At 62.4% G+C, this 18,178-nt stretch carries 19 protein-coding genes, 1 tRNA gene and 2 pseudogenes; 17 read left to right on the top strand and 5 right to left on the bottom strand.

Annotation, left to right across the window (positions count from 1 at the left end; genetic code table 11):
• Positions 1-68 precede the first annotated feature (68 nt).
• Positions 69-158, bottom strand: a tRNA-Ser gene (locus MF410_RS19775).
• A gap of 305 nt (positions 159-463) precedes the next feature.
• Here MF410_RS19775 and rplU point away from each other — a divergent pair.
• The 4 genes from rplU (at position 464) to MF410_RS19755 (ending at position 2,449) form a co-directional block, all read left to right on the top strand.
• Positions 464-781 carry a 50S ribosomal protein L21 gene (gene rplU / locus MF410_RS19770; protein ID WP_003543907.1) on the top strand — a complete coding sequence of 106 codons (318 nt, stop codon included), beginning with the start codon at positions 464-466 and terminating at the stop codon, positions 779-781.
• A 33-nt stretch (positions 782-814) separates the two neighbouring features.
• Entirely contained in the window at positions 815-1,084 is a 270-nt protein-coding gene (gene rpmA / locus MF410_RS19765) for a 50S ribosomal protein L27 (RefSeq protein ID WP_003567620.1), read from the top strand.
• A 124-nt stretch (positions 1,085-1,208) separates the two neighbouring features.
• Positions 1,209-1,865, top strand: coding sequence for a GNAT family protein (locus tag MF410_RS19760; protein ID WP_239619985.1), 657 nt, complete (start codon positions 1,209-1,211; stop codon positions 1,863-1,865).
• Positions 1,862-2,449, top strand: a complete 588-nt coding sequence (locus MF410_RS19755; protein ID WP_097625045.1) for a GNAT family N-acetyltransferase — start codon at positions 1,862-1,864, stop codon at positions 2,447-2,449. The genes MF410_RS19760 and MF410_RS19755 overlap by 4 nt, the downstream gene beginning before the upstream one ends.
• Positions 2,450-2,487: 38 nt before the next feature.
• On the opposite strand, the gene MF410_RS19750 is transcribed toward MF410_RS19755, so the two are convergent.
• A complete protein-coding gene (locus tag MF410_RS19750) occupies positions 2,488-3,354 on the bottom strand; it encodes an endonuclease/exonuclease/phosphatase family protein (protein ID WP_097625046.1) in 867 nt (288 codons plus the stop codon).
• Positions 3,355-3,438: 84 nt separating this feature from the next.
• On the opposite strand from MF410_RS19750, the gene obgE reads away from it, so the two are divergent.
• From obgE to modC, 7 genes and pseudogenes are all read left to right on the top strand, one after another.
• Positions 3,439-4,533, top strand: coding sequence for a GTPase ObgE (gene obgE / locus MF410_RS19745; RefSeq protein WP_097625047.1), 1,095 nt, complete (start codon positions 3,439-3,441; stop codon positions 4,531-4,533).
• Entirely contained in the window at positions 4,520-5,689 is a 1,170-nt protein-coding gene (gene proB / locus MF410_RS19740; RefSeq protein ID WP_097625151.1) for a glutamate 5-kinase, read from the top strand. Before obgE ends, proB begins: the two co-directional genes overlap by 14 nt.
• Entirely contained in the window at positions 5,682-6,965 is a 1,284-nt protein-coding gene (locus MF410_RS19735; protein ID WP_097625048.1) for a glutamate-5-semialdehyde dehydrogenase, read from the top strand. Before proB ends, MF410_RS19735 begins: the two co-directional genes overlap by 8 nt.
• 37 nt (positions 6,966-7,002) lie before the next feature.
• Positions 7,003-7,602, top strand: a complete 600-nt coding sequence (locus MF410_RS19730; RefSeq protein ID WP_239620443.1) for a nicotinate-nucleotide adenylyltransferase — start codon at positions 7,003-7,005, stop codon at positions 7,600-7,602.
• A gap of 477 nt (positions 7,603-8,079) precedes the next feature.
• Positions 8,080-8,874 (top strand): molybdate ABC transporter substrate-binding protein, encoded by a 795-nt coding sequence (gene modA / locus MF410_RS19725; protein WP_097625050.1) that lies wholly within the window; start codon positions 8,080-8,082, stop codon positions 8,872-8,874.
• Between the two features lie 266 nt (positions 8,875-9,140).
• Positions 9,141-9,841: pseudogene (modB, locus tag MF410_RS19720) on the top strand (molybdate ABC transporter permease subunit).
• Positions 9,838-10,905: a molybdenum ABC transporter ATP-binding protein gene (gene modC, locus MF410_RS19715; protein WP_097625052.1), complete on the top strand. Its 1,068-nt coding sequence runs from the start codon at positions 9,838-9,840 to the stop codon at positions 10,903-10,905. The pseudogene modB and the gene modC overlap by 4 nt, the downstream one beginning before the upstream one ends.
• Positions 10,906-10,913: 8 nt before the next feature.
• On the opposite strand, the pseudogene MF410_RS19710 reads toward modC, so the two are convergent.
• Positions 10,914-11,272: pseudogene (locus MF410_RS19710) on the bottom strand (winged helix-turn-helix domain-containing protein).
• A gap of 209 nt (positions 11,273-11,481) precedes the next feature.
• Here MF410_RS19710 and rsfS point away from each other — a divergent pair.
• The 6 genes from rsfS to MF410_RS19680 all read left to right on the top strand — a co-directional run bounded on the left by rsfS (position 11,482) and on the right by MF410_RS19680 (position 17,243).
• A complete protein-coding gene (gene rsfS / locus MF410_RS19705; RefSeq protein WP_003589592.1) occupies positions 11,482-11,925 on the top strand; it encodes a ribosome silencing factor in 444 nt (147 codons plus the stop codon).
• Between the two features lie 116 nt (positions 11,926-12,041).
• On the top strand, positions 12,042-12,524 hold the full coding sequence (gene rlmH / locus MF410_RS19700; RefSeq protein WP_097625054.1) for a 23S rRNA (pseudouridine(1915)-N(3))-methyltransferase RlmH: 483 nt from the start codon (positions 12,042-12,044) through the stop codon (positions 12,522-12,524).
• Positions 12,525-12,687: 163 nt separating this feature from the next.
• Entirely contained in the window at positions 12,688-14,088 is a 1,401-nt protein-coding gene (locus MF410_RS19695; RefSeq protein WP_097625055.1) for a murein hydrolase activator EnvC, read from the top strand.
• Complete coding sequence (locus MF410_RS19690) at positions 14,078-15,400, top strand: S41 family peptidase (protein WP_003543943.1); 1,323 nt, start codon at positions 14,078-14,080, stop codon at positions 15,398-15,400. Before MF410_RS19695 ends, MF410_RS19690 begins: the two co-directional genes overlap by 11 nt.
• Positions 15,401-15,474: 74 nt before the next feature.
• Entirely contained in the window at positions 15,475-16,671 is a 1,197-nt protein-coding gene (locus MF410_RS19685) for a divergent polysaccharide deacetylase family protein (protein WP_097625056.1), read from the top strand.
• Between the two features lie 38 nt (positions 16,672-16,709).
• Entirely contained in the window at positions 16,710-17,243 is a 534-nt protein-coding gene (locus tag MF410_RS19680) for an RNA pyrophosphohydrolase (protein WP_097625057.1), read from the top strand.
• An 84-nt stretch (positions 17,244-17,327) separates the two neighbouring features.
• Here the strand turns inward: MF410_RS19680 and bfr are convergent, their stop codons facing one another.
• Both bfr and MF410_RS19670 read right to left on the bottom strand, forming a co-directional pair.
• A complete protein-coding gene (bfr, locus tag MF410_RS19675; RefSeq protein ID WP_003589587.1) occupies positions 17,328-17,813 on the bottom strand; it encodes a bacterioferritin in 486 nt (161 codons plus the stop codon).
• On the bottom strand, positions 17,779-18,177 hold the full coding sequence (locus MF410_RS19670) for a (2Fe-2S)-binding protein (protein WP_082366254.1): 399 nt from the start codon (positions 18,175-18,177) through the stop codon (positions 17,779-17,781). The genes bfr and MF410_RS19670 overlap by 35 nt, the downstream gene beginning before the upstream one ends.
• Position 18,178: the final 1 nt, after the last annotated feature.

Below are 18,178 nucleotides of genomic sequence, written 5' to 3'. Positions count from 1 at the left end.
GCGATTCTGAGCGCCGGTCACGGCAATCTCCCGGTAATCTCAAAACGTTAATAATCCCGGGAAATTCATGGCGGAGAGGGTGGGATTTGAACCCACGATACCCTTGCAGGTATGCCGCATTTCGAGTGCGGTGCATTCGACCACTCTGCCACCTCTCCGCGGTCAGGTCGGCGCTTGTTCGGCGCGGGCGTTCTCATAACGAGCCTGTGACGGGTTGGCAAGCCGAAAAGTCGAAGCATTCCATCCTTTTGCCTTGACACTTTTTTGTCACTCGCGTATCTCGGCTGCGCAATAGGTTCGGAGTAATCCGTGCCTTGCCAGTCCCGCGCTCGCGTGGGGCGTTTCACCGGCAGGAAGAGCTCGAGGCCAGCCCTCTGAAATCCCTGCTTAACTTCGACTGATAAAAAGACGGCCACCCTGCTGATCAGCGGGGAGAGCTGGAACGAACATGAAAGGATAAAAAATGTTCGCAGTCATCAAGACCGGCGGTAAACAGTACCGTGTGGCAGCCAACGACGTGCTGACCATCGAAAAGCTGGAAGCCACCGCTGGCGACTCCATTGAATTCACCGAAGTGCTCGTGATCGGCGAAGGCGCCGACGCTGCGATCGGTGCGCCCTTCGTCACCGGCGCCTCTGTCAAGGCAGAAGTCGTCGAACAGAACCGCGGCAAGAAGGTCATTGCCTTCAAGAAGCGCCGCCGTCAGAATTCGAAGCGTTCGCGCGGCCATCGTCAGCATCACACGGTCGTCCGTATCACGGACATCGTGGCTGCCAAGTAAGATCAACGGGACAAGGTTTAAAGGAGAACTCCAATGGCACACAAAAAAGCTGGCGGTTCCTCGCGCAACGGTCGCGATTCCGAATCCAAGCGCCTTGGCGTGAAGAAGTTCGGCGGCGAAGCCGTCATCGCAGGCAACATCCTCGTGCGTCAGCGCGGGACGCAGTGGCATCCGGGTTCCAACGTCGGCCTCGGCAAGGATCACACGATTTTTGCGCTTACCGCCGGCAATGTGAACTACCGAACCAAGGCCAACGGTCGCGTCTACGTGTCTGTCATGCCGAAAGCGGAAGCAGCGGAATAAGCCGGTAGCGCTCTAAAACAGCCGGCGTCTCATCGACCCGGCTGGCCGTACCAGGTTCAGTCCAGAAAACAGGGGAGATGGGGCGCCATCTCCCCTTTTCTTTGTCCAAACAGGAGGACTGAACATGCAAGGCGAATTGTTAAGGGTTGACCAATCTCGGTCGCCCCGGGAAGGCCAGGTGGCTTCCGAAGAACGGCTGAGGCCGGAGCGGTTAAGGACCGATTGCCCTGTCTTGTTATCGGAAAGGCTCGTCATGCGCGCGCCCCACGAAGAAGACATCGACGCCCTTGCCCATCTCGCCAATAACGCCAAAGTCGCCACCATGGTATCGCGTATGCCGCACCCTTATACCGCCGATGATGCTGCCGACTTCGTGCGTCGCACGAAAAATGGCGAGATTGGCAAGTGCGTCTATGCAATCACCAAAGCCGAAAACGGCGCCTTTATCGGCTGCTGCGGTGTCGAGCCGCATGCCGACGGCAGGACCGTCGAGATCGGCTACTGGCTGGGCGAGCCCTATTGGAACAAGGGTTATACCACCGAGGCCTGCCATGCCCTGGTCGATATGGTGTTCAGAACACGCCAGGATATCGACCAGATCGACGCCCGCTGCCGGGTGATGAACGTCGCCTCGCGCCGCGTCATCCAGAAGTGCGGCTTCCAGTTCCAGGGATCGGGGCTTGCCGCTTCGCTGGCGCTCGGCAGCAACGTGCCGGTGGAATGGTACAGGCTCGACCGCAAGACCTGGATGTCGCTCCGAAGCTGGGGGAACATCGCATGAGCACGACCGCGCTGCAAAGGCCGGAGACAAAGCCGATGATGCCAGGCCCCGCGCCTGTCATCTCGACCGCCCGGCTGACGCTCCGCCCCCACAGGCTGAGCGATGCGCCAGCGATTGCGGAATCGCTTTCCGATTTCGCCGTCACGCGCATGCTGTCCCGCGTGCCCGCGCCGTTCGACCGGCAGGATGCACTGGACTGGCTGGTTCCGGTCACCTCGGGCGCCTTGCCGGACTGGCCGTTGGCGATCACCGGCAAGGACGATGTCCATATCGGCAACGTCTCGATCGAGCTGCGCCACGGCCGCTGGCACCTCGGCTATTGGCTGAACCGCTATTACTGGCGGCGCGGCTATATGAGCGAGGCGGTGGCTGGGATTATCGAGCGCTTTTCGCGCCGCATGCCGGAGACGCCGATCCATTCCGGCGTCTTCGCCGACAACCCGGCTTCGCTGCGGCTGCAGGAGAAGCTCGGTTTCCGCATGACCGGTTGCGGCGAAATCTATTGTTTCGCCCGCAACACCATGGTCTCGCACATCGAAACCGTGCTGCAGCCGGGCATGCTGCAGCCGCGCAAGGTGGCGTAATCACAAAGGAGATGCCGCCGCCCGCGGCGGCGTCTCCGTCAATTGCCGATCTCGACCCATAGGGGAAAATGATCAGAGCCGACGGATTGCGTATCGATCCGGGCGGATTTCAACCGGCCCTCGAGGCCGCAACTGACGAAGCAATAATCGAGATGCATGCGTTCGCCGTGATCGTCGGGATTCATCCAGCTGTAGCTCTCCGGGCGGTAAGCTTTGAGCGCCGCAAAGGCGTCGACCGGCGTGCCGATCCTGGAGATGCGGCCGTAATATCCGCCGCCGGCGCCGGCAAGTGCGCAATATTCCGGCGATTCCGGCTCCATGTTGAAATCGCCCATGACGACGTAATCCTCCGGCAGCGGCGGCTCCGGCAGATCGAATTCGCTACCCCCCGTCAGCGACCCGCCCTCCTGGACGAAAGCGTTGATATGCGCGTTCAGAAATTGCAGCTGGCGAATGCGCTCGTCGGGAGAGACATGGTCGAGATGAACGGAATAGGCGCGGATCGCCCCGCCCGGTACCGCGATCACCGCCTCGGTCGCGCCGCGCTGCAGGTTGATCTTGCCGATCGTGCGGCTGCGCGGCAAAAGCAGCGTCCGGGTCGAAAGGATCGGCCAGCGCGACAGCACCATATTGCCGAACTGGAAGCGGGTGCCCCGCACCGGCTGACGACCACCGCTATCCGCCTCGACATGGATGTCGCAGGCCGGCCCATACACCCAGAAATAGTCGGGAAAGCAGGCTGCAAAGTCGGCCGCCATGTCGGCAAAACCGTTGCGCGAGAAGCCGCGGGTCACCTCCTGCAGTGCGATGACATCGGCGCCCTCAAGGCTCCGGGCAATGCGCGCGAGATCGTATCTGCCGTCAAGACCGAAGCCGTACTGTATGTTATAGCTCGCAAAATTCACGATAATCTTTGACCTCCGTCGGAACCGCCTATATCGAATGGGCCAAGACGGGCCGTCCAACTGCCACCGGATACTGGAAGTAAAATGAAATTTCTCGACGAAGCAAAGGTCTATATCCGATCCGGAGACGGCGGCGGGGGCAGCGTTTCCTTCCGGCGCGAGAAATTCATCGAGTTCGGCGGCCCCGACGGCGGCGATGGCGGTCGTGGCGGCGATGTCTGGGTCGAGACCGTCAACGGCCTCAACACGCTGATCGATTTCCGTTTTCAGCAGCATTTCAAGGCGACGATCGGCACCCATGGCATGGGCAGGAACCGCACCGGCGCCAATGGCAGCGACGTGACGCTCAAGGTTCCCGTCGGAACCCAGATCTTCGAGGAAGACCGGGAAACGCTGATCTGCGATCTCACCGTCGAAGGTCAGCGTTACTGCCTCGCCCATGGCGGCAATGGCGGCTTCGGCAACGCTCATTTCAAGACCTCGACCAACCAAGCGCCGGATTGGGCCAATCCCGGCCTGCCCGGCGAGGAAAAGACCATCTGGCTGCGGCTGAAGCTGATTGCCGATGCCGGCCTCGTCGGCATGCCCAATGCCGGTAAGTCGACCTTCCTGGCATCAGTCACCCGCGCCCGGCCGAAGATCGCCAATTATCCCTTCACCACGATGCACCCCAATCTCGGCGTCGCCACCATCGACGAGCGGGAATTCATCCTGGCCGACATTCCGGGCCTGATCGAAGGCGCCCATGAGGGCGTCGGCATCGGCGACCGTTTCCTCGGCCATGTCGAGCGCACCCGCGTGCTGCTCCATCTCGTCTCCGCCCAGGAGGAAAAGGTCGGCAAGGCCTATAAGACGGTGAAGCACGAGCTCGAAGCCTATGGCAACGATCTGACGGACAAGCCCGAGATCGTGGCGCTGTCGCAGATCGACGTGCTCGACGAAGCCGAACTGAAGAAAAAGACGAAGGAATTGGCCAAGGCCTGCGGCAAGACGCCGTTCCAGATTTCGGCCGTCACCGGCAAGGGCATGACCGAGGTGCTGCGTGCGCTGCGCGACATCATCGTCGAAGAAAATGCCGAGGAAAAGCCGGCCAAGGTGCCGAAGCTGCGCCATCGCGACATTGCTGTCGCCGATGAGGCTGAGGACCTTGGCGAGGATGGGGCCGATGACCAGCCGTAAGCCGCTCGGCCGCTACCGCCGCATCGTCATCAAGATCGGCTCGGCCCTGCTGGTCGATCGCAAGGCCGGGCTGAAAAAGGCCTGGCTTGACGCCATGTGCGCCGACATTGCGGGGCTGAAGGCCAAGGGCATCGACGTGCTCGTCGTATCCTCCGGCGCCATCGCGCTCGGCCGCTCGGTGCTCGACCTGCCGTCCGGCGCGCTGAAACTGGAGGAAAGCCAGGCGGCGGCGGCCGTCGGCCAGATCGCGCTGGCCCGCGCCTGGTCGGAAAGCCTGTCGCACGGCGAGATCGTCGCCGGCCAAATCCTGCTGACGCTCGGGGATACCGAGGAGCGCCGCCGTTATCTCAATGCGCGCGCCACCATCAATCAGCTTTTGAAAATCGGCGCCGTGCCGATCATCAACGAGAACGATACGGTCGCCACCAGCGAAATCCGCTATGGCGACAACGACCGCCTGGCTGCCCGCGTCGCGACGATGACCGGCGCCGATCTGCTCGTCCTTTTGTCCGATATCGACGGCCTCTACACCGCGCCGCCGCATCTCGACCCGAACGCGACGTTTCTGGAGACGATTTCCGAAATCACCCCGGAGATCGAGGCGATGGCCGGCGGCGCGGCTTCCGAGCTTTCGCGCGGCGGCATGCGCACCAAGATCGATGCCGGCAAGATCGCCACGACATCGGGCTGCGCCATGATCATCGCCTCCGGCAAGACTGAAAGCCCACTGTCGGCGATCGAAAACGGCGCCCGTTCTTCCTGGTTCGCGCCGTCGGGCACGCCGGTCACCGCCCGCAAGACCTGGATCGCCGGACAGTTGCAGCCGGCCGGCGAACTGCGTGTCGATGACGGCGCCGTCACCGCCCTCGGCGCCGGCAAGAGCCTGCTTCCGGCCGGTGTGCGCGGCGTTTCCGGCCTGTTCAGCCGCGGCGATACGGTGGCGATCGTCGGCCCTGAAGGTCGTGAGATCGCCCGCGGGCTTGTCAGCTACGATGCCGAGGATGCCCGCCGGATTGCCGGCCGCAAGTCGGCGGAGATCGAGGCCATTCTCGGTTATCCCGGCCGTGCCGCCATGGTCCATCGCGACGACATGGTGATGACCGCGCAGATCAGACAGAAATCGGAAAGGCAGAAGAAGGACGCGGCCCATGCTTGATACCGTTGCGCTAAGCCCTGACATTGACGCGCTGATGAACGACATCGGCCGCAAGGCAAAGGCTGCCGCGCGACCGCTGAGCTTTGCGTCCACCGAGGTCAAGAACAGGGCGCTGAACGCCATGGCCGATGCGATCCTGGCCAACAAGGCGGAGATCCTTGCCGAGAATGCCAAGGATTTGAAAGACACCGAAGGCAGCGAGATGCTCGCCTCCTTCGTCGACCGGCTGACGCTGAACGACAAACGCGTTGCCGAGATGGCCGAGGGAATCCGCGCCATTGCCGCCCTTGCCGACCCGGTCGGCGAAGTCATCGCCGCCTGGGACCGGCCGAACGGGTTGAAGATCGAGCGCGTCCGTACGCCGCTCGGCGTCATCGGCGTCATTTTCGAAAGCCGGCCGAACGTCACCGCCGATGCCGGCGCCCTCTGCCTCAAGGCGGGCAATGCCGTGATCCTGCGCTGCGGTTCGGATTCGCGCCGTTCATCGCAGGCGATCCATGCCTGCCTGGTCAAGGGTCTGAAGGCGGCGGGACTTCCAGAGCATGCTATTCAGCTCGTGCCCGTCACCGACCGCGCGGCCGTCGGCGCCATGCTGCGCGGCTTGGACGGAGCGATCGACGTCATCGTGCCGCGCGGCGGCAAGAGCCTTGTCGCCCGCGTGCAGAGCGAGGCCCGCGTGCCGGTTTTCGCCCATCTCGAGGGCCTCTGCCATATCTATGTCGATGGCTCGGCCGATATCGAGATGGCCAAGCAGATCGTCGTCAATGCCAAAATGCGCCGCACCGGTATCTGCGGCGCGGCTGAAACCCTGCTTGTCGATGGCGCCGCGATCGGCACGCATCTGACGCCGCTGCTCGAGGTGCTCACCGCGGCCGGCTGCGAGGTCCGCGCTTCGCCGACGGTGCTGAAGGTCGCCCCCGGCCTGAAGCCTGCGACCGAGGAGGACTGGTCGACCGAATATCTCGACGCGATCATCTCGGTCGCCGTCGTCGACGGCATATCCGGCGCGATCGCCCATATCCAGAACTACTCCTCGAATCATACCGAGGCTGTGATCGCCGAGGACCCCGATGTCGTGGCGCGGTTCTTCACCGAAGTCGATTCGGCGATCCTGCTGCACAATGCCTCGACGCAATTTGCCGATGGCGGCGAGTTCGGCATGGGCGCGGAGATCGGCATTGCTACCGGCAAGATGCATGCCCGCGGCCCGGTCGGCGTCGAGCAGCTGACGTCGTTCAAATATCGGGTGCACGGCGCCGGACAGACGCGGACCTGACGTGACGACGGAGAGTCTGGACCGGCATTATCTCCGCATGCCGCACAGCGAGCGCGGCATGGTCGTCGGTCTGTTCGGCGGTTCGTTCAACCCGCCGCACCAGGGCCACGCGCTGGTCGCCGAGATTGCCATCAAGCGGCTCGGCCTCGACCAGCTCTGGTGGATGGTCACCCCCGGCAATCCGCTGAAGAGCCGCAACCACCTGGCACCGCTTGCCGAGCGCATTGCCGAAAGCGAGCGTGTCGCCGCCGATCCGCGCGTTAAGGTCACCGCCTTCGAACAGGCGCTCGGCGTCAGCTACACCGCCAATACGCTCGCCCGCGTCAAGGCCCGCAATCCGCATGTGCATTTCATCTGGATCATGGGCGCCGACGGCCTGCAGACCTTCCACAAATGGCAGAAGTGGCAGGAAATCGTCCGCACCTTCCCAATCGCGGTGATCGACCGGCCGGGCGCCACGCTCTCCTATCTCTCCTCGAAAATGACGAGGACCTTCGATTTCGCCCGCGTCGACGAGGACGACGCGCGTATTCTCTGGAAGAAACCCGCGCCGGCCTGGACCTTCATCCACGGCCCGCGCTCCGGGCTGAGTTCGACAGCAATCCGCAACGGCGCGCTGCCGGGCAGTTCCGAATAGGCTGATTTTCAAGGAAATCCTAGAAACGAGAAAGCCCGACGGGGAGGATCCGTCGGGCTTATAAACTCGATCGACAACTGGGAGGAGGAGTGTTGTCGACCCTATCGAACGGCTATGGGAGGAGGAGAAAGCCGTTTCGATGACTATGTTTTATCATATTCCGCAGGAAGGTGAATATCGATTTGTGCAATGCAGCAATGCGAGCGATGCAATCCTATCGAGGACGAACTGGGGAATGCTGCCGTTTTTATCGGCAGGCCAGACACCCTTTGCCCGGCTGGGCCCATAGCATCTCGTCTGGTATCCCCGTGCCAGTTACGCGCCCGCATATGGTTTTTCTCCGAAACCCCGGCGCTTCCTGATTCCGTGAATGGCGGGTGCCCAGCCGATACGGTTATATTTTGTTGGATATATCCCTGGCCAAGTCATGAGCATCGTTATATTCGTCGCAATATTTCGATCCCTGGGGAGTAAATCATGCAGAACCGCCGGCAATGGATGAAACTGGCAACCACCGCAATCACCGCTATCTGGCTTGGAGCAGCCGCGCTTCCGACGCCGGCCGCAGCCGCCGACAAGCTCACCGTCTTTGCGGCGGCGAGCCTCAAGGATGCGCTCGATGCCGCCAATGCCGCCTGGGCCAAGGAAAGCGGCAAGGAAGCCGTCACCTCCTATGCGGCAAGCGGGGCACTGGCCAAGCAGATCGAAAACGCGGCACCCGCCGATGTCTTCATCTCGGCCGACCTTGCCTGGATGGACTACCTCGCCGAGAAGAACCTCATCAAGGCCGATACCCGTTCGAATCTGCTTGGAAACCGGATGGTGCTCGTTGCCGAGAAGGCCAAGGCAAAACCGGTCGAGATCAAGCCGGGCTTCGATCTCGCAGCGCTTCTGGGTGATGGCAAACTGGCGATGGGTGAGCCGAAATCGGTCCCGGCCGGCAAATACGCCATGGCCGCCCTCGACAAACTCGGCGTCTGGAAATCCGTGGAAAGCAGGGTCGCCGGCGCCGAAAGCGTCCGCGCCGCCCTCGCCCTCGTCTCCCGCGGCGAAGCGCCCTACGGCATCGTCTATCAAACGGATGCCGCCGCGGATAAGGGTGTCGCCGTCGTCGGCACCTTCCCGGCCGATTCCCATCCGCCGATCATTTACCCGGTCGCCATTCTTGCCGAGAGCAAAAACCCGGATGCCGCAGCCTATCTCGACTTCCTGAAATCCGACAAAGCCGCCGCCTTCTTCACGGCGCAGGGTTTTACCATCCTTAGTGATTGAAGCGGCCAAATGATTGCGGAATCAACAGTGACAGCTTAGCGTGAAGGCTCACTTAGGCGAGCCTCCTGTCCGGTTCGAGCCAATGGCTGCCCTTCACCCTAACCCTCTCCCCGCTCGCGGGGAGAGGGGACGTGCCCTGCGAAAGGTTGGCGAGGGACGGAGAGGTCGCGGCATATCCCCTTCGCCCCGTTTGGGGAGAAGGTGGCGGCAGCCGGATGACGGGCAGACACCGAGTGATACCGAATTTCCGGGGGAGATAGCTGCATTTGGACATCTTCGGCCTGAGCAACGAGGAATGGACGGCGATCCTGCTCAGCCTGCGCGTCTCTTTTGTCGCCATGCTGGCGAGCCTGCCCTTCGGCATTCTCGTCGCTCTGCTGCTTGCCCGCGGCCGCTTCTGGGGCAAGTCGGTGCTGAACGGCATCGTGCACCTGCCGTTGATCCTGCCCCCGTCGTCACCGGCTTCCTTCTTCTCATCCTGTTCGGTCGCCGCGGTCCGGTCGGCAGCCTGCTCGACCAGTATTTCGGCATTGTCCTTTCCTTCCGCTGGACGGGCGCGGCACTCGCCTGCGCCGTCATGGCCTTTCCGCTGATGGTGCGCAGCATCCGCCTGTCGATCGAGGCTGTTGACCGTAAGCTGGAAGAGGCGGCAGGAACCCTTGGCGCCGGTCCCGCCTGGGTGTTTTTGACGATCACCCTGCCGCTGACGCTGCCCGGCATCATCACCGGCATGATCCTTTCCTTCGCCAAGGCGATGGGTGAATTCGGCGCGACGATCACCTTCGTCTCCAACATTCCCGGCGAAACCCAGACGCTGTCGGCAGCGATCTACACGTTTACCCAGGTGCCGGGCGGCGATGCTGGCGCACTGCGGCTGACAGCCGTCGCCATCGTCATTTCCATGGCCGCGCTGCTCGCCTCCGAATTCCTCGCCCGCCTCGCCGGCCAAAGGATCGATCCCGAATGACGCTGATCGTCGCGGCAAAACAGAGGCTCGGCGGCTTTTTGCTCGACGCCGCCTTCACCTCCGAGCGTGGCGTCACCGCACTATTCGGCCGCTCCGGCTCCGGCAAGACCTCGATGATCCGCATCATCGCCGGCCTCGCCCGCCCCGACGAAGGCCGCGTTATCCTTGACGGCGAGGCCCTGACCGAAACCGCAACCGGCACTTTCGTCCCAAAACATCGCCGCCGCTTCGGTTATGTCTTCCAGGAGGCGCGGCTTTTCCCGCATCTCAGCGTCCGCGCCAATCTTTCCTACGGCCGCTGGTTCACGGCGAAGACCGTAGGCGGGGAAAACTTCGATCGCATCGTCGACCTGCTCGGCATCGAGCCGCTGCTGGAGCGCAGCCCGGCAAAACTTTCCGGCGGCGAGAAGCAGCGTGTCGCCATCGGCCGCGCCCTTCTCTTTGCGCCCCGCCTGCTGCTGATGGACGAGCCGCTGGCGGCCCTCGACGAGGCGCGCAAGGCCGAGATCCTGCCCTATCTGGAGCGATTGCGCGATCAGACCGAAATTCCGATCATCTATGTCAGCCATTCGATCGCGGAGGTGGCGCGGCTGGCAAACCAGGTAATCGTCCTCAGCGACGGCAAGGTGGAGGCGACCGGCCCGGCCGTCGACATCTTGAGCCGTCCCTCTGCGGCGGCCGACCGGAAAGAGGCGGGCGCGCTGCTCGAAGGCATCGTCGAAAGCTTCGATGCCCATCACCGCCTGTCGACCGTCGCGCTGAAATCCTCGCAGCTGCATATTCCGGGCGCAGCGCTTGCGCCAGGCCGACCGGTGCGCATCCGAATTCCATCGCGCGACGTCATGCTGGCGACCGTCAGGCCCGAGGGCCTCAGCGCGTTGAACATTCTCGAAGGCAGGATCGAAGCCATATCTTCGGACGAGGACGGAACCGTCGAAATCCGGATCGACTGCGGCGGCGACGCCATTCTTTCGCGCATTACCGCATTGTCCTGCGAGCGCCTCGATCTTCGCCCCGGCAAGACCGTCTTCGCCGTCATCAAGACGGTTGCTTTGGAGGCCTGATCCGTTCTCTACAGACCGCGTTTTGCTTCGAGCCAGGCGAGATCTTCGGCGAGGCTCTCGCGCATCGTCTTTTCCATCCGGCGAAAACGCTCGAGCAATTCTTCCCGAACGGCGTCAGCGCCGCGCCGCCGCCCTTCTGACCGCCGCGCTGCGGCTCCACCACCTGTTCAGAGAACATTTGGTTCATCTCGCTGACCAGCAGCCATGCGCGCCGATAGGACATGTCCATCGCCCGGCCCGCCGCCGAGATCGATCCGGTCGCGCGTATGTGCTCCAGGAGCTCCATCTTGCCGTGGCCGAGCCGATCCTCATCCGGGAAGCTGATTCGCAGGACGGGCACGAGTGTTTTTGCGGCTGGATCGGTCATCGAATCGTGAAATCGTGAAATTTGGCGCACTTTACGCGGCGGTACGGAAACTGTACACCGCCTGCACCAGCAGCCCGCGCGGCAATATTCTTCAATTCGGACGCCAGATCGGATTTTCGGCCGTTCTGTATCTTAGCACGTCTTGAAACATTAATGGTTTGATGCCTATCTTAACCATGATCCGGTCTCGATCGGATCTCGTGTTGTGCATGGTTTGTCATTCCAGGAAAGGGAAAGCACTGACAACAGTACACGCCAAGGGAAAAACGTTCGCCGTTATCCCGAAGAGTGCGGAACGTGGCGCCGATGCCGCCGCCCGTGCCCTAGAAACCGTCCTCGCCAGCCTCGAGGACTCCAAAGCTGAAGATATCGTCACCATCGACATTGCCGGAAAATCGGCGCTCGGAGACTACATGATCGTCGTCTCCGGCCGATCGAACAGGCACGTCATGGCGATCTCGGATCACCTGCTCACCGACCTGAAGGACGACGGCCTCGGCACGGCCCGCGTCGAAGGCCAGGAAGGCGGCGATTGGGTGCTGATCGACACCGGTGACATTATCGTGCATGTGTTCCGTCCTGAAATCCGCGAGTTCTACAACATCGAAAAGATGTGGGCGGCTCCGGATATGGATGAAGAAACGCGGCACTGACAGGCAGGCCGGCATTCTGTCCGGCGCCTGAACGTGGCATTGGCTGGCCGGGCAATATGAAAACCGGCCGGCGGCGCCTTGTGCGCCCGATGTGCCGCATCAGCGGGAGCGGATGAATGCGAATTGGTCTTTTTGCGGTGGGACGGCTGAAATCCGGCCCCGAAAAGGATCTTGCGGCCCGTTATTTCGACCGTTTCGCCAAGGCCGGCCCTGCCGTCGGCCTCGAACTTACCCGTGTTGCGGAAGTGGCCGAAAGCCGCGCCTCCAATGCGGAAACCCGCAAGCGCGAGGAAGCGGCACTGCTTCTGAAATCGCTTGCCGATGGCAGCATCCTCATTCTTCTCGACGAACGCGGCAAGGCGCTCGACAGCGAAGCCTTCGCGGGCCTGCTCGGCGCCTATCGCGACCAGGGCAAACGCGACCTGACGATCGCCATCGGCGGCGCTGACGGCCTCGATCCCTCCCTCTACGACCGTGCCGACGCCACGCTTTGTCTGGGCAAGATGACATGGCCGCATCAGCTCGTGCGCACGCTGATCGCCGAACAGCTCTATCGCGCCGTGACCATCCTGTCCGGCCACCCCTATCACCGCGTCTGATGCTCCAGCGTTCGGCAATTCGCATTGTCACGCAGCCGTGTTCCGCCTGCCGGCCGTTGGCCGTCAAACTTTCTGGCAAAGCGCGCCAAATCAGCTTAGTCTCCGCGCGATTTGAGAAAGTGCCCTAACACGCATGACGAGAGAAGCAACCAGGCGACACCGCATGATCCTGCCGGCTATCGCGGCCGGTGTCGGTGTAGCGGTGGTTGCCGTGTCGGCAAATCCCTTCATCGTCCGGGCGCAGGATGCCGCACCTGAAGCGGCGCAATCTGCGCCGCAGCCGGCAGCCGAGCCGCCGCCGCCCGACCCGGCCGCCGAGCTGGCCGCCAAACGGGACAAGACCCGTGCCGAACTGGAAATCCTGTCGAAAACGATCAGTCTTTCCAGCGACAAGGTGAGCGCGCTTCAACAGAGTATCGCCGATCTGGACAAGAGCACGCAAAGCATCCGCCAAGCGCTGATCGAGTCCGCCGCCCGCCGCAAGGCGCTCGACAAGCAGATCCTTGCAAGCGAGAAGAAGCTTGCCGATCTCGGCGTCAAGGAGGATGGCATCCGCCGGTCCCTGCACGAGCGCCGCGGCCTTCTGGCCGAGGTGCTGGCAGCGCTCCAGCGCATGGGCCGCAACCCGCCGCCCGCTTTGCTCGTCACCCCCGATGACGCGCTCGCCTCGGTGCGCAGCGCCATCCTGCTCGGCGCCGTCGTGCCCGGCATCCGCAAGGAGACCGACAAGCTTGCCGCAGACCTGGCAAGCCTTGCCGCCTTGCAGACAGCAAGCGCTGCCGAAAAGGCCGGCCTGACCGCGACGATGACCGATGGTATCGAGGAAGAGCGGCGCATGGACCTGCTGCTTGCCGAAAACGACAAGCTCAGCCGCAGCAATGCCGCCGAACTCGAGGCCGAGAAGAAACGCTCAGAGGAACTGGCGGGCAAGGCGACCAACCTTGAAGGCCTCGTCGCCTCGGTGGAATCCGAGATCGCTTCGGTGCGCGATGCGGCTGCGGCCGCCCGCCAGGCGGAGGAGAATCGCAAGCTGATGACCGACGAGCAGCGCGCCCAGGCCAAGGCATTGGCCGACAGCGGCGTGCCCGATAAAAACCGCATTGCGCCCGCATATCGCTTCGGAGAATTGAAGGCGAAATTGGAGGTGCCCGTTGCGGGCGATATCCTGCGCCAGTTCGGCGATGCCGACGGCACCGGACACGAGGCAATGGGAATGACGGTCGCCACCAATCCGGAAACGGTGGTGACGGCGCCTGCCGATGGCCTGGTGGTTTTCGCCGGCGCCTTCCGCAGTTACGGCCAGATGATCATCCTCGACACCGGCGATGGCTACCACTTGGTTCTCTCGGGAATGGAGACGATCAATACCCGTCAGGGAAAATTCGTTTTCGCCGGCGAGCCGCTCGCCGTGATGGGCGCGAAAAGAGTGGCAAGCGCAACTGCATTGGCGCTGGAAACGGACCGGCCAACGCTTTACATTGAATTTCGAAAGGACGGTAAACCGGTCGATTCCCGACCGTGGTGGACCGCCAAAGACACTGGAAAGGCACGCAATGATTCGTAGGGCTTCTCTTGTTCTGGTCGGCGCATTGATGGGTGCGACCGCCATGAGCGTCATTTACTCGGCGGGTGTGCCGGCAGAAGCGGCCGGATCGTCCACGTACAAGGAACTCTCGGTGTTCGGCGATGTCTTCGAGCGTGTGCGCGCCCAGTACGTGACGCCGCCGGCCGAAGACAAGCTGATCGAGAACGCCATCAACGGCATGCTTTCCTCTTTGGATCCGCATTCGAGCTACATGAATGCGAAGGACGCCGAGGATATGCGCACCCAGACCAAGGGTGAGTTCGGCGGCCTCGGCATCGAAGTCACGATGGAAGACGAACTCGTCAAGGTCATCACCCCGATCGACGATACGCCCGCCGCCAAGGCCGGTGTTCTCGCCGGTGATTACATTTCCGAGATCGACGGCCAGTCCGTGCGCGGCCTGAAGCTCGAGGACGCGGTCGAGAAGATGCGCGGTGCCGTCAACACGCCGATCAAGCTGACGCTGATCCGCAAGGGCGCCGACAAGCCGATCGAGCTGACGATCGTCCGTGACGTCGTCGCCGTCCAGGCCGTCAAGTCGCGTGTCGAGGACGATGTCGGCTATCTCCGCATCATCTCCTTCACCGAGAAGACCTATCCCGACATGGAAAAGGCGATCAAGAAGATCAAGGACACCGTTCCGGCCGATAAGCTGAAGGGTTATGTCCTCGACCTGCGCCTCAATCCGGGCGGTCTGCTCGATCAGGCGATCAACGTCTCCGACGCCCTCTTGCAGCGCGGCGAAGTCGTCTCGACCCGCGGCCGCAATCCCGATGAAACCCGCCGCTTCAATGCCGGTCCTGGCGACCTGACCGATGGCAAGCCGGTTATCGTGCTGATCAACGGCGGTTCGGCTTCCGCATCGGAAATCGTCGCCGGCGCCCTTCAGGATCTGCGCCGCGCCACCGTTCTCGGCACGCGCTCCTTCGGCAAGGGCTCCGTCCAGACGATCATTCCGCTCGGCGAAAACGGCGCGCTGCGCCTGACCACGGCGCTCTACTACACGCCGTCGGGCCGCTCGATCCAAGGCACCGGCATCACCCCCGACATCAAGGTCGAAGAGCCGCTGCCCGAGGAACTGCAGGGCAAGATGGTGACCGAAGGCGAATCCAGCCTGCGCGGCCATATCAAGGGCCAGAGCGAGACCGACGAAGGTTCGGGCTCCGTTGCCTATGTGCCGCCGGATCCGAAGGACGACGTCCAGCTGAACTACGCGCTCGATCTGCTGCGTGGCAAGAAGACCGATCCGGCCTTCCCGCCGAACCCTGATAAGGCGGTCGTCGCCAAGTAATCATCACCTCAAGGCCGGGCACCGCCCGGCCTTGACCCTTTCTGCTGTTTCCCGGTTTTGGAGCGGGTGAAAAATTGGGAACGGACCTGCATGCGCCTTTGGGCCGCAACCGCAAAGCCGGCCGCCGGCGCCCGGGTGTTCTGCGCCTCGGCCGCATCGCCGCCAGTCTTTGTCTTTTCGCGATAGGCGGCTTTTCCCTCTATACGGCGTTTCGCGGCGATGGGCTCGAACGCACCAAACCACCGGCGGCCGGAGAGGCCGCAACGCCACCCTCCAATACCGCTCAGCCACCGGCGACGACCACCAACCAGGCGGCGGACGGCATGCCGCGCGCCGAACCGCGCTCGGGCGCCAATGTCGAACAGATGGTCACAGGCGACGGCTCCGTCGTCACCAAATACAGCCCCCGCCCGCGCGACGGCAGCGGGCCGGTGCTGGTGGATGCCATGCAGATCGGCCAGGATCCGCGCATGGCGGCCCAGCCGAATGAAGCACTGCTCGAAGACACCCCTTTCGGCAGGCTGCCGATCGTCGGTCCCGATGGCCGACGGCCGATGGACCAATATGCCCGTCCCTCGTCCGGCGCGCGTGGCGTCCGCATCGCCATCGTCGTCAGTGGCCTCGGGCTCAGCCAGACCGGGACGCAGCGCGCCATCGCCGAATTGCCTGAGGAAATCACCTTCGCCTTTGCCGCAAGCGGCAACAGCCTGCAGCGCTGGATGCAGGAAGCCCGCCGCGGCGGCCACGAGATTCTTCTGCAGGTGCCGCTCGAGCCCTTTGATTACCCGGCGAATGATCCCGGCCCGGAAACGCTGCTGACCACGAAACCCGTGGCCCGCAATATCGAGAACCTGCACAAGGCGATGGGCGAGATCACGAATTACACCGGCGTCATGAATTATCTCGGCGGTCGTTTCCTGTCCGATTCCACCGCCATGGAACCTGTCATGCGTGATATCGGCAAACGCGGGCTGCTGTTCCTCGACGACGGCACCTCGGCGCAGTCGAAGACGGCTGATGTCGCCAAGGGAACGGAACTGCCCTATGCCTTCGCCGACCTGCAGCTCGACGGCCAGCTCGATATCAACGCCGTCCTGAAGAAGCTTGACGAGCTCGAGCGCATCGCGCGCAAGAATGGCCAGGCGATCGGCGTCGCCTCGGCTTTCGATGAAAGCGTCGACGCCATCGCCAAATGGAGCGAGGAGGCTGCGATACGCGGCATCGAGATCGTCGGCGTCGCCGCCCTTTCCAACGACCCCCGGAACCCTTGAGATCAGTCTCTTAAGCGAATCCCTGAACGGAGAAGAAGATGAGCCAGGCGACCGTGAAAGCCGAGGACCTGCCCTACCGCCCCTGCGTCGGCGTGATGATCCTGAACCGCGACGGCCTCGTCTGGGCCGGGCGGCGCATTCCCGACGGCAATTCGGAATATGACGGCTCGCCGCAGCTCTGGCAGATGCCCCAGGGCGGCATCGACAAGGGCGAGGATCCGTTGGACGCCGCCTATCGCGAGCTCTACGAGGAGACCGGCATCAAGACGGTGACCCTGCTTGCCGAAGCGGGCGACTGGATCAACTATGATCTGCCGCCGGCATTGATCGGTATCGGATTGAAGGGAAAATTCCGCGGCCAGACGCAGCGCTGGTTCGCCTTCCGCTTCGACGGCGACGACAGCGAGATCGCCATTAATCCGCCGCCCGGCGGCCACGAGCCGGAATTCGATGCGTGGGAATGGAAGCCGATGCAGGAACTGCCCAGCCTGATCGTCGCTTTCAAGCGGGGCGTGTACGATCAGGTCATCGCCGAATTCCAGCATCTGGCGACACTGCAATCGGAAGACTGATCATGCCGGGGTGACGCCACCGTTTGCGCTCGGCAAGCGGCAGGAGTTCCGGCCGCCCAAAGGCGGCCGGCATCTCGTGGTAGCTTATTCTGCCTCGTTGGCGGAATCCGCGTTCAGCTGGCCGTATTTGCTCTCGCCGATTTTCCCGAGTAGATCGAGCTGCGTTTCGAGGAAGTCGATATGGCCTTCCTCATCCATCAGCAGTTCTTCGAAGAGCTTCATGGAAACGTAGTCGCCAGCTTCGTGACAGATATCGCGCGACTTCTTGTAGGCTGCGCGGGCGTCGTATTCGCCGGCAAGATCGGCCTCCAGCACTTCCTTGACGTTCTGGCCGATGCGCAGAGGTGCAAGGGTCTGCAGATTAGGATGGCCTTCGAGGAAAATGATGCGCGCAACAAGCCGGTCGGCATGATGCATCTCTTCGATCGATTCGGCGCGCTCCTTCTTGGCGAGCTTGGTGTAACCCCAATCCTCAAGAAGACGATAATGAACCCAATATTGATTAACCGCCCCGAGCTCGAGGAACAACGCCTCGTTAAGCCGCTCGATGACTTTTTTGTCGCCTTTCAATGTCCGCTCTCCTGTTTTCCTCATGGAATTGTTTCAAGCGGGACATGAAATCAAATATTTCCGTCTCCGTCGAGTGGCGACGGGCGTGATACTCCTCCGTCGTCTGGATAATGATGTCGACGACGTTGGGGAAACAGCCGCAGCAACGGCCGCGTTTTTCCATAGCGTGATAGACCTTCGCCGGCACGATAAGCTGCCAACAGTCTTCATCGAGAAGGTTGGTGATAACCTCCCGGATTTCCTTGTCGGTTATATAATTGCAGCTGCAGACAAGCACGTCTTCATTCCAAACATGACACTGACTATCGTGTTTTCTGCTAAAGAAGATGGTGGCTGTCAAGAAAAAATTCGAGCCCCGCTTCATC

This window comes from Rhizobium sp. C104 (genome assembly GCF_022354505.1).
In the GTDB taxonomy this organism is placed as follows: domain Bacteria; phylum Pseudomonadota; class Alphaproteobacteria; order Rhizobiales; family Rhizobiaceae; genus Rhizobium; species Rhizobium redzepovicii.
Note: the sequence above shows the minus strand (reverse complement) of the source record. Positions and strands in the feature narration are given on the sequence as shown.

Coding starts and splice junctions, on each gene's coding strand:
- rplU (WP_003543907.1), top strand. CDS start 464: ATGTTCGCAGTCATCAAGACCGGCGGTAAACAGTACCGTGTGGCAGCC.
- rpmA (WP_003567620.1), top strand. CDS start 815: ATGGCACACAAAAAAGCTGGCGGTTCCTCGCGCAACGGTCGCGATTCC.
- MF410_RS19760 (WP_239619985.1), top strand. CDS start 1,209: ATGCAAGGCGAATTGTTAAGGGTTGACCAATCTCGGTCGCCCCGGGAA.
- MF410_RS19755 (WP_097625045.1), top strand. CDS start 1,862: ATGAGCACGACCGCGCTGCAAAGGCCGGAGACAAAGCCGATGATGCCA.
- obgE (WP_097625047.1), top strand. CDS start 3,439: ATGAAATTTCTCGACGAAGCAAAGGTCTATATCCGATCCGGAGACGGC.
- proB (WP_097625151.1), top strand. CDS start 4,520: ATGACCAGCCGTAAGCCGCTCGGCCGCTACCGCCGCATCGTCATCAAG.
- MF410_RS19735 (WP_097625048.1), top strand. CDS start 5,682: ATGCTTGATACCGTTGCGCTAAGCCCTGACATTGACGCGCTGATGAAC.
- MF410_RS19730 (WP_239620443.1), top strand. CDS start 7,003: ATGCCGCACAGCGAGCGCGGCATGGTCGTCGGTCTGTTCGGCGGTTCG.
- modA (WP_097625050.1), top strand. CDS start 8,080: ATGCAGAACCGCCGGCAATGGATGAAACTGGCAACCACCGCAATCACC.
- modC (WP_097625052.1), top strand. CDS start 9,838: ATGACGCTGATCGTCGCGGCAAAACAGAGGCTCGGCGGCTTTTTGCTC.
- rsfS (WP_003589592.1), top strand. CDS start 11,482: ATGGTTTGTCATTCCAGGAAAGGGAAAGCACTGACAACAGTACACGCC.
- rlmH (WP_097625054.1), top strand. CDS start 12,042: ATGCGAATTGGTCTTTTTGCGGTGGGACGGCTGAAATCCGGCCCCGAA.
- MF410_RS19695 (WP_097625055.1), top strand. CDS start 12,688: ATGATCCTGCCGGCTATCGCGGCCGGTGTCGGTGTAGCGGTGGTTGCC.
- MF410_RS19690 (WP_003543943.1), top strand. CDS start 14,078: ATGATTCGTAGGGCTTCTCTTGTTCTGGTCGGCGCATTGATGGGTGCG.
- MF410_RS19680 (WP_097625057.1), top strand. CDS start 16,710: ATGAGCCAGGCGACCGTGAAAGCCGAGGACCTGCCCTACCGCCCCTGC.
- MF410_RS19670 (WP_082366254.1), bottom strand. CDS start 18,177: ATGAAGCGGGGCTCGAATTTTTTCTTGACAGCCACCATCTTCTTTAGC.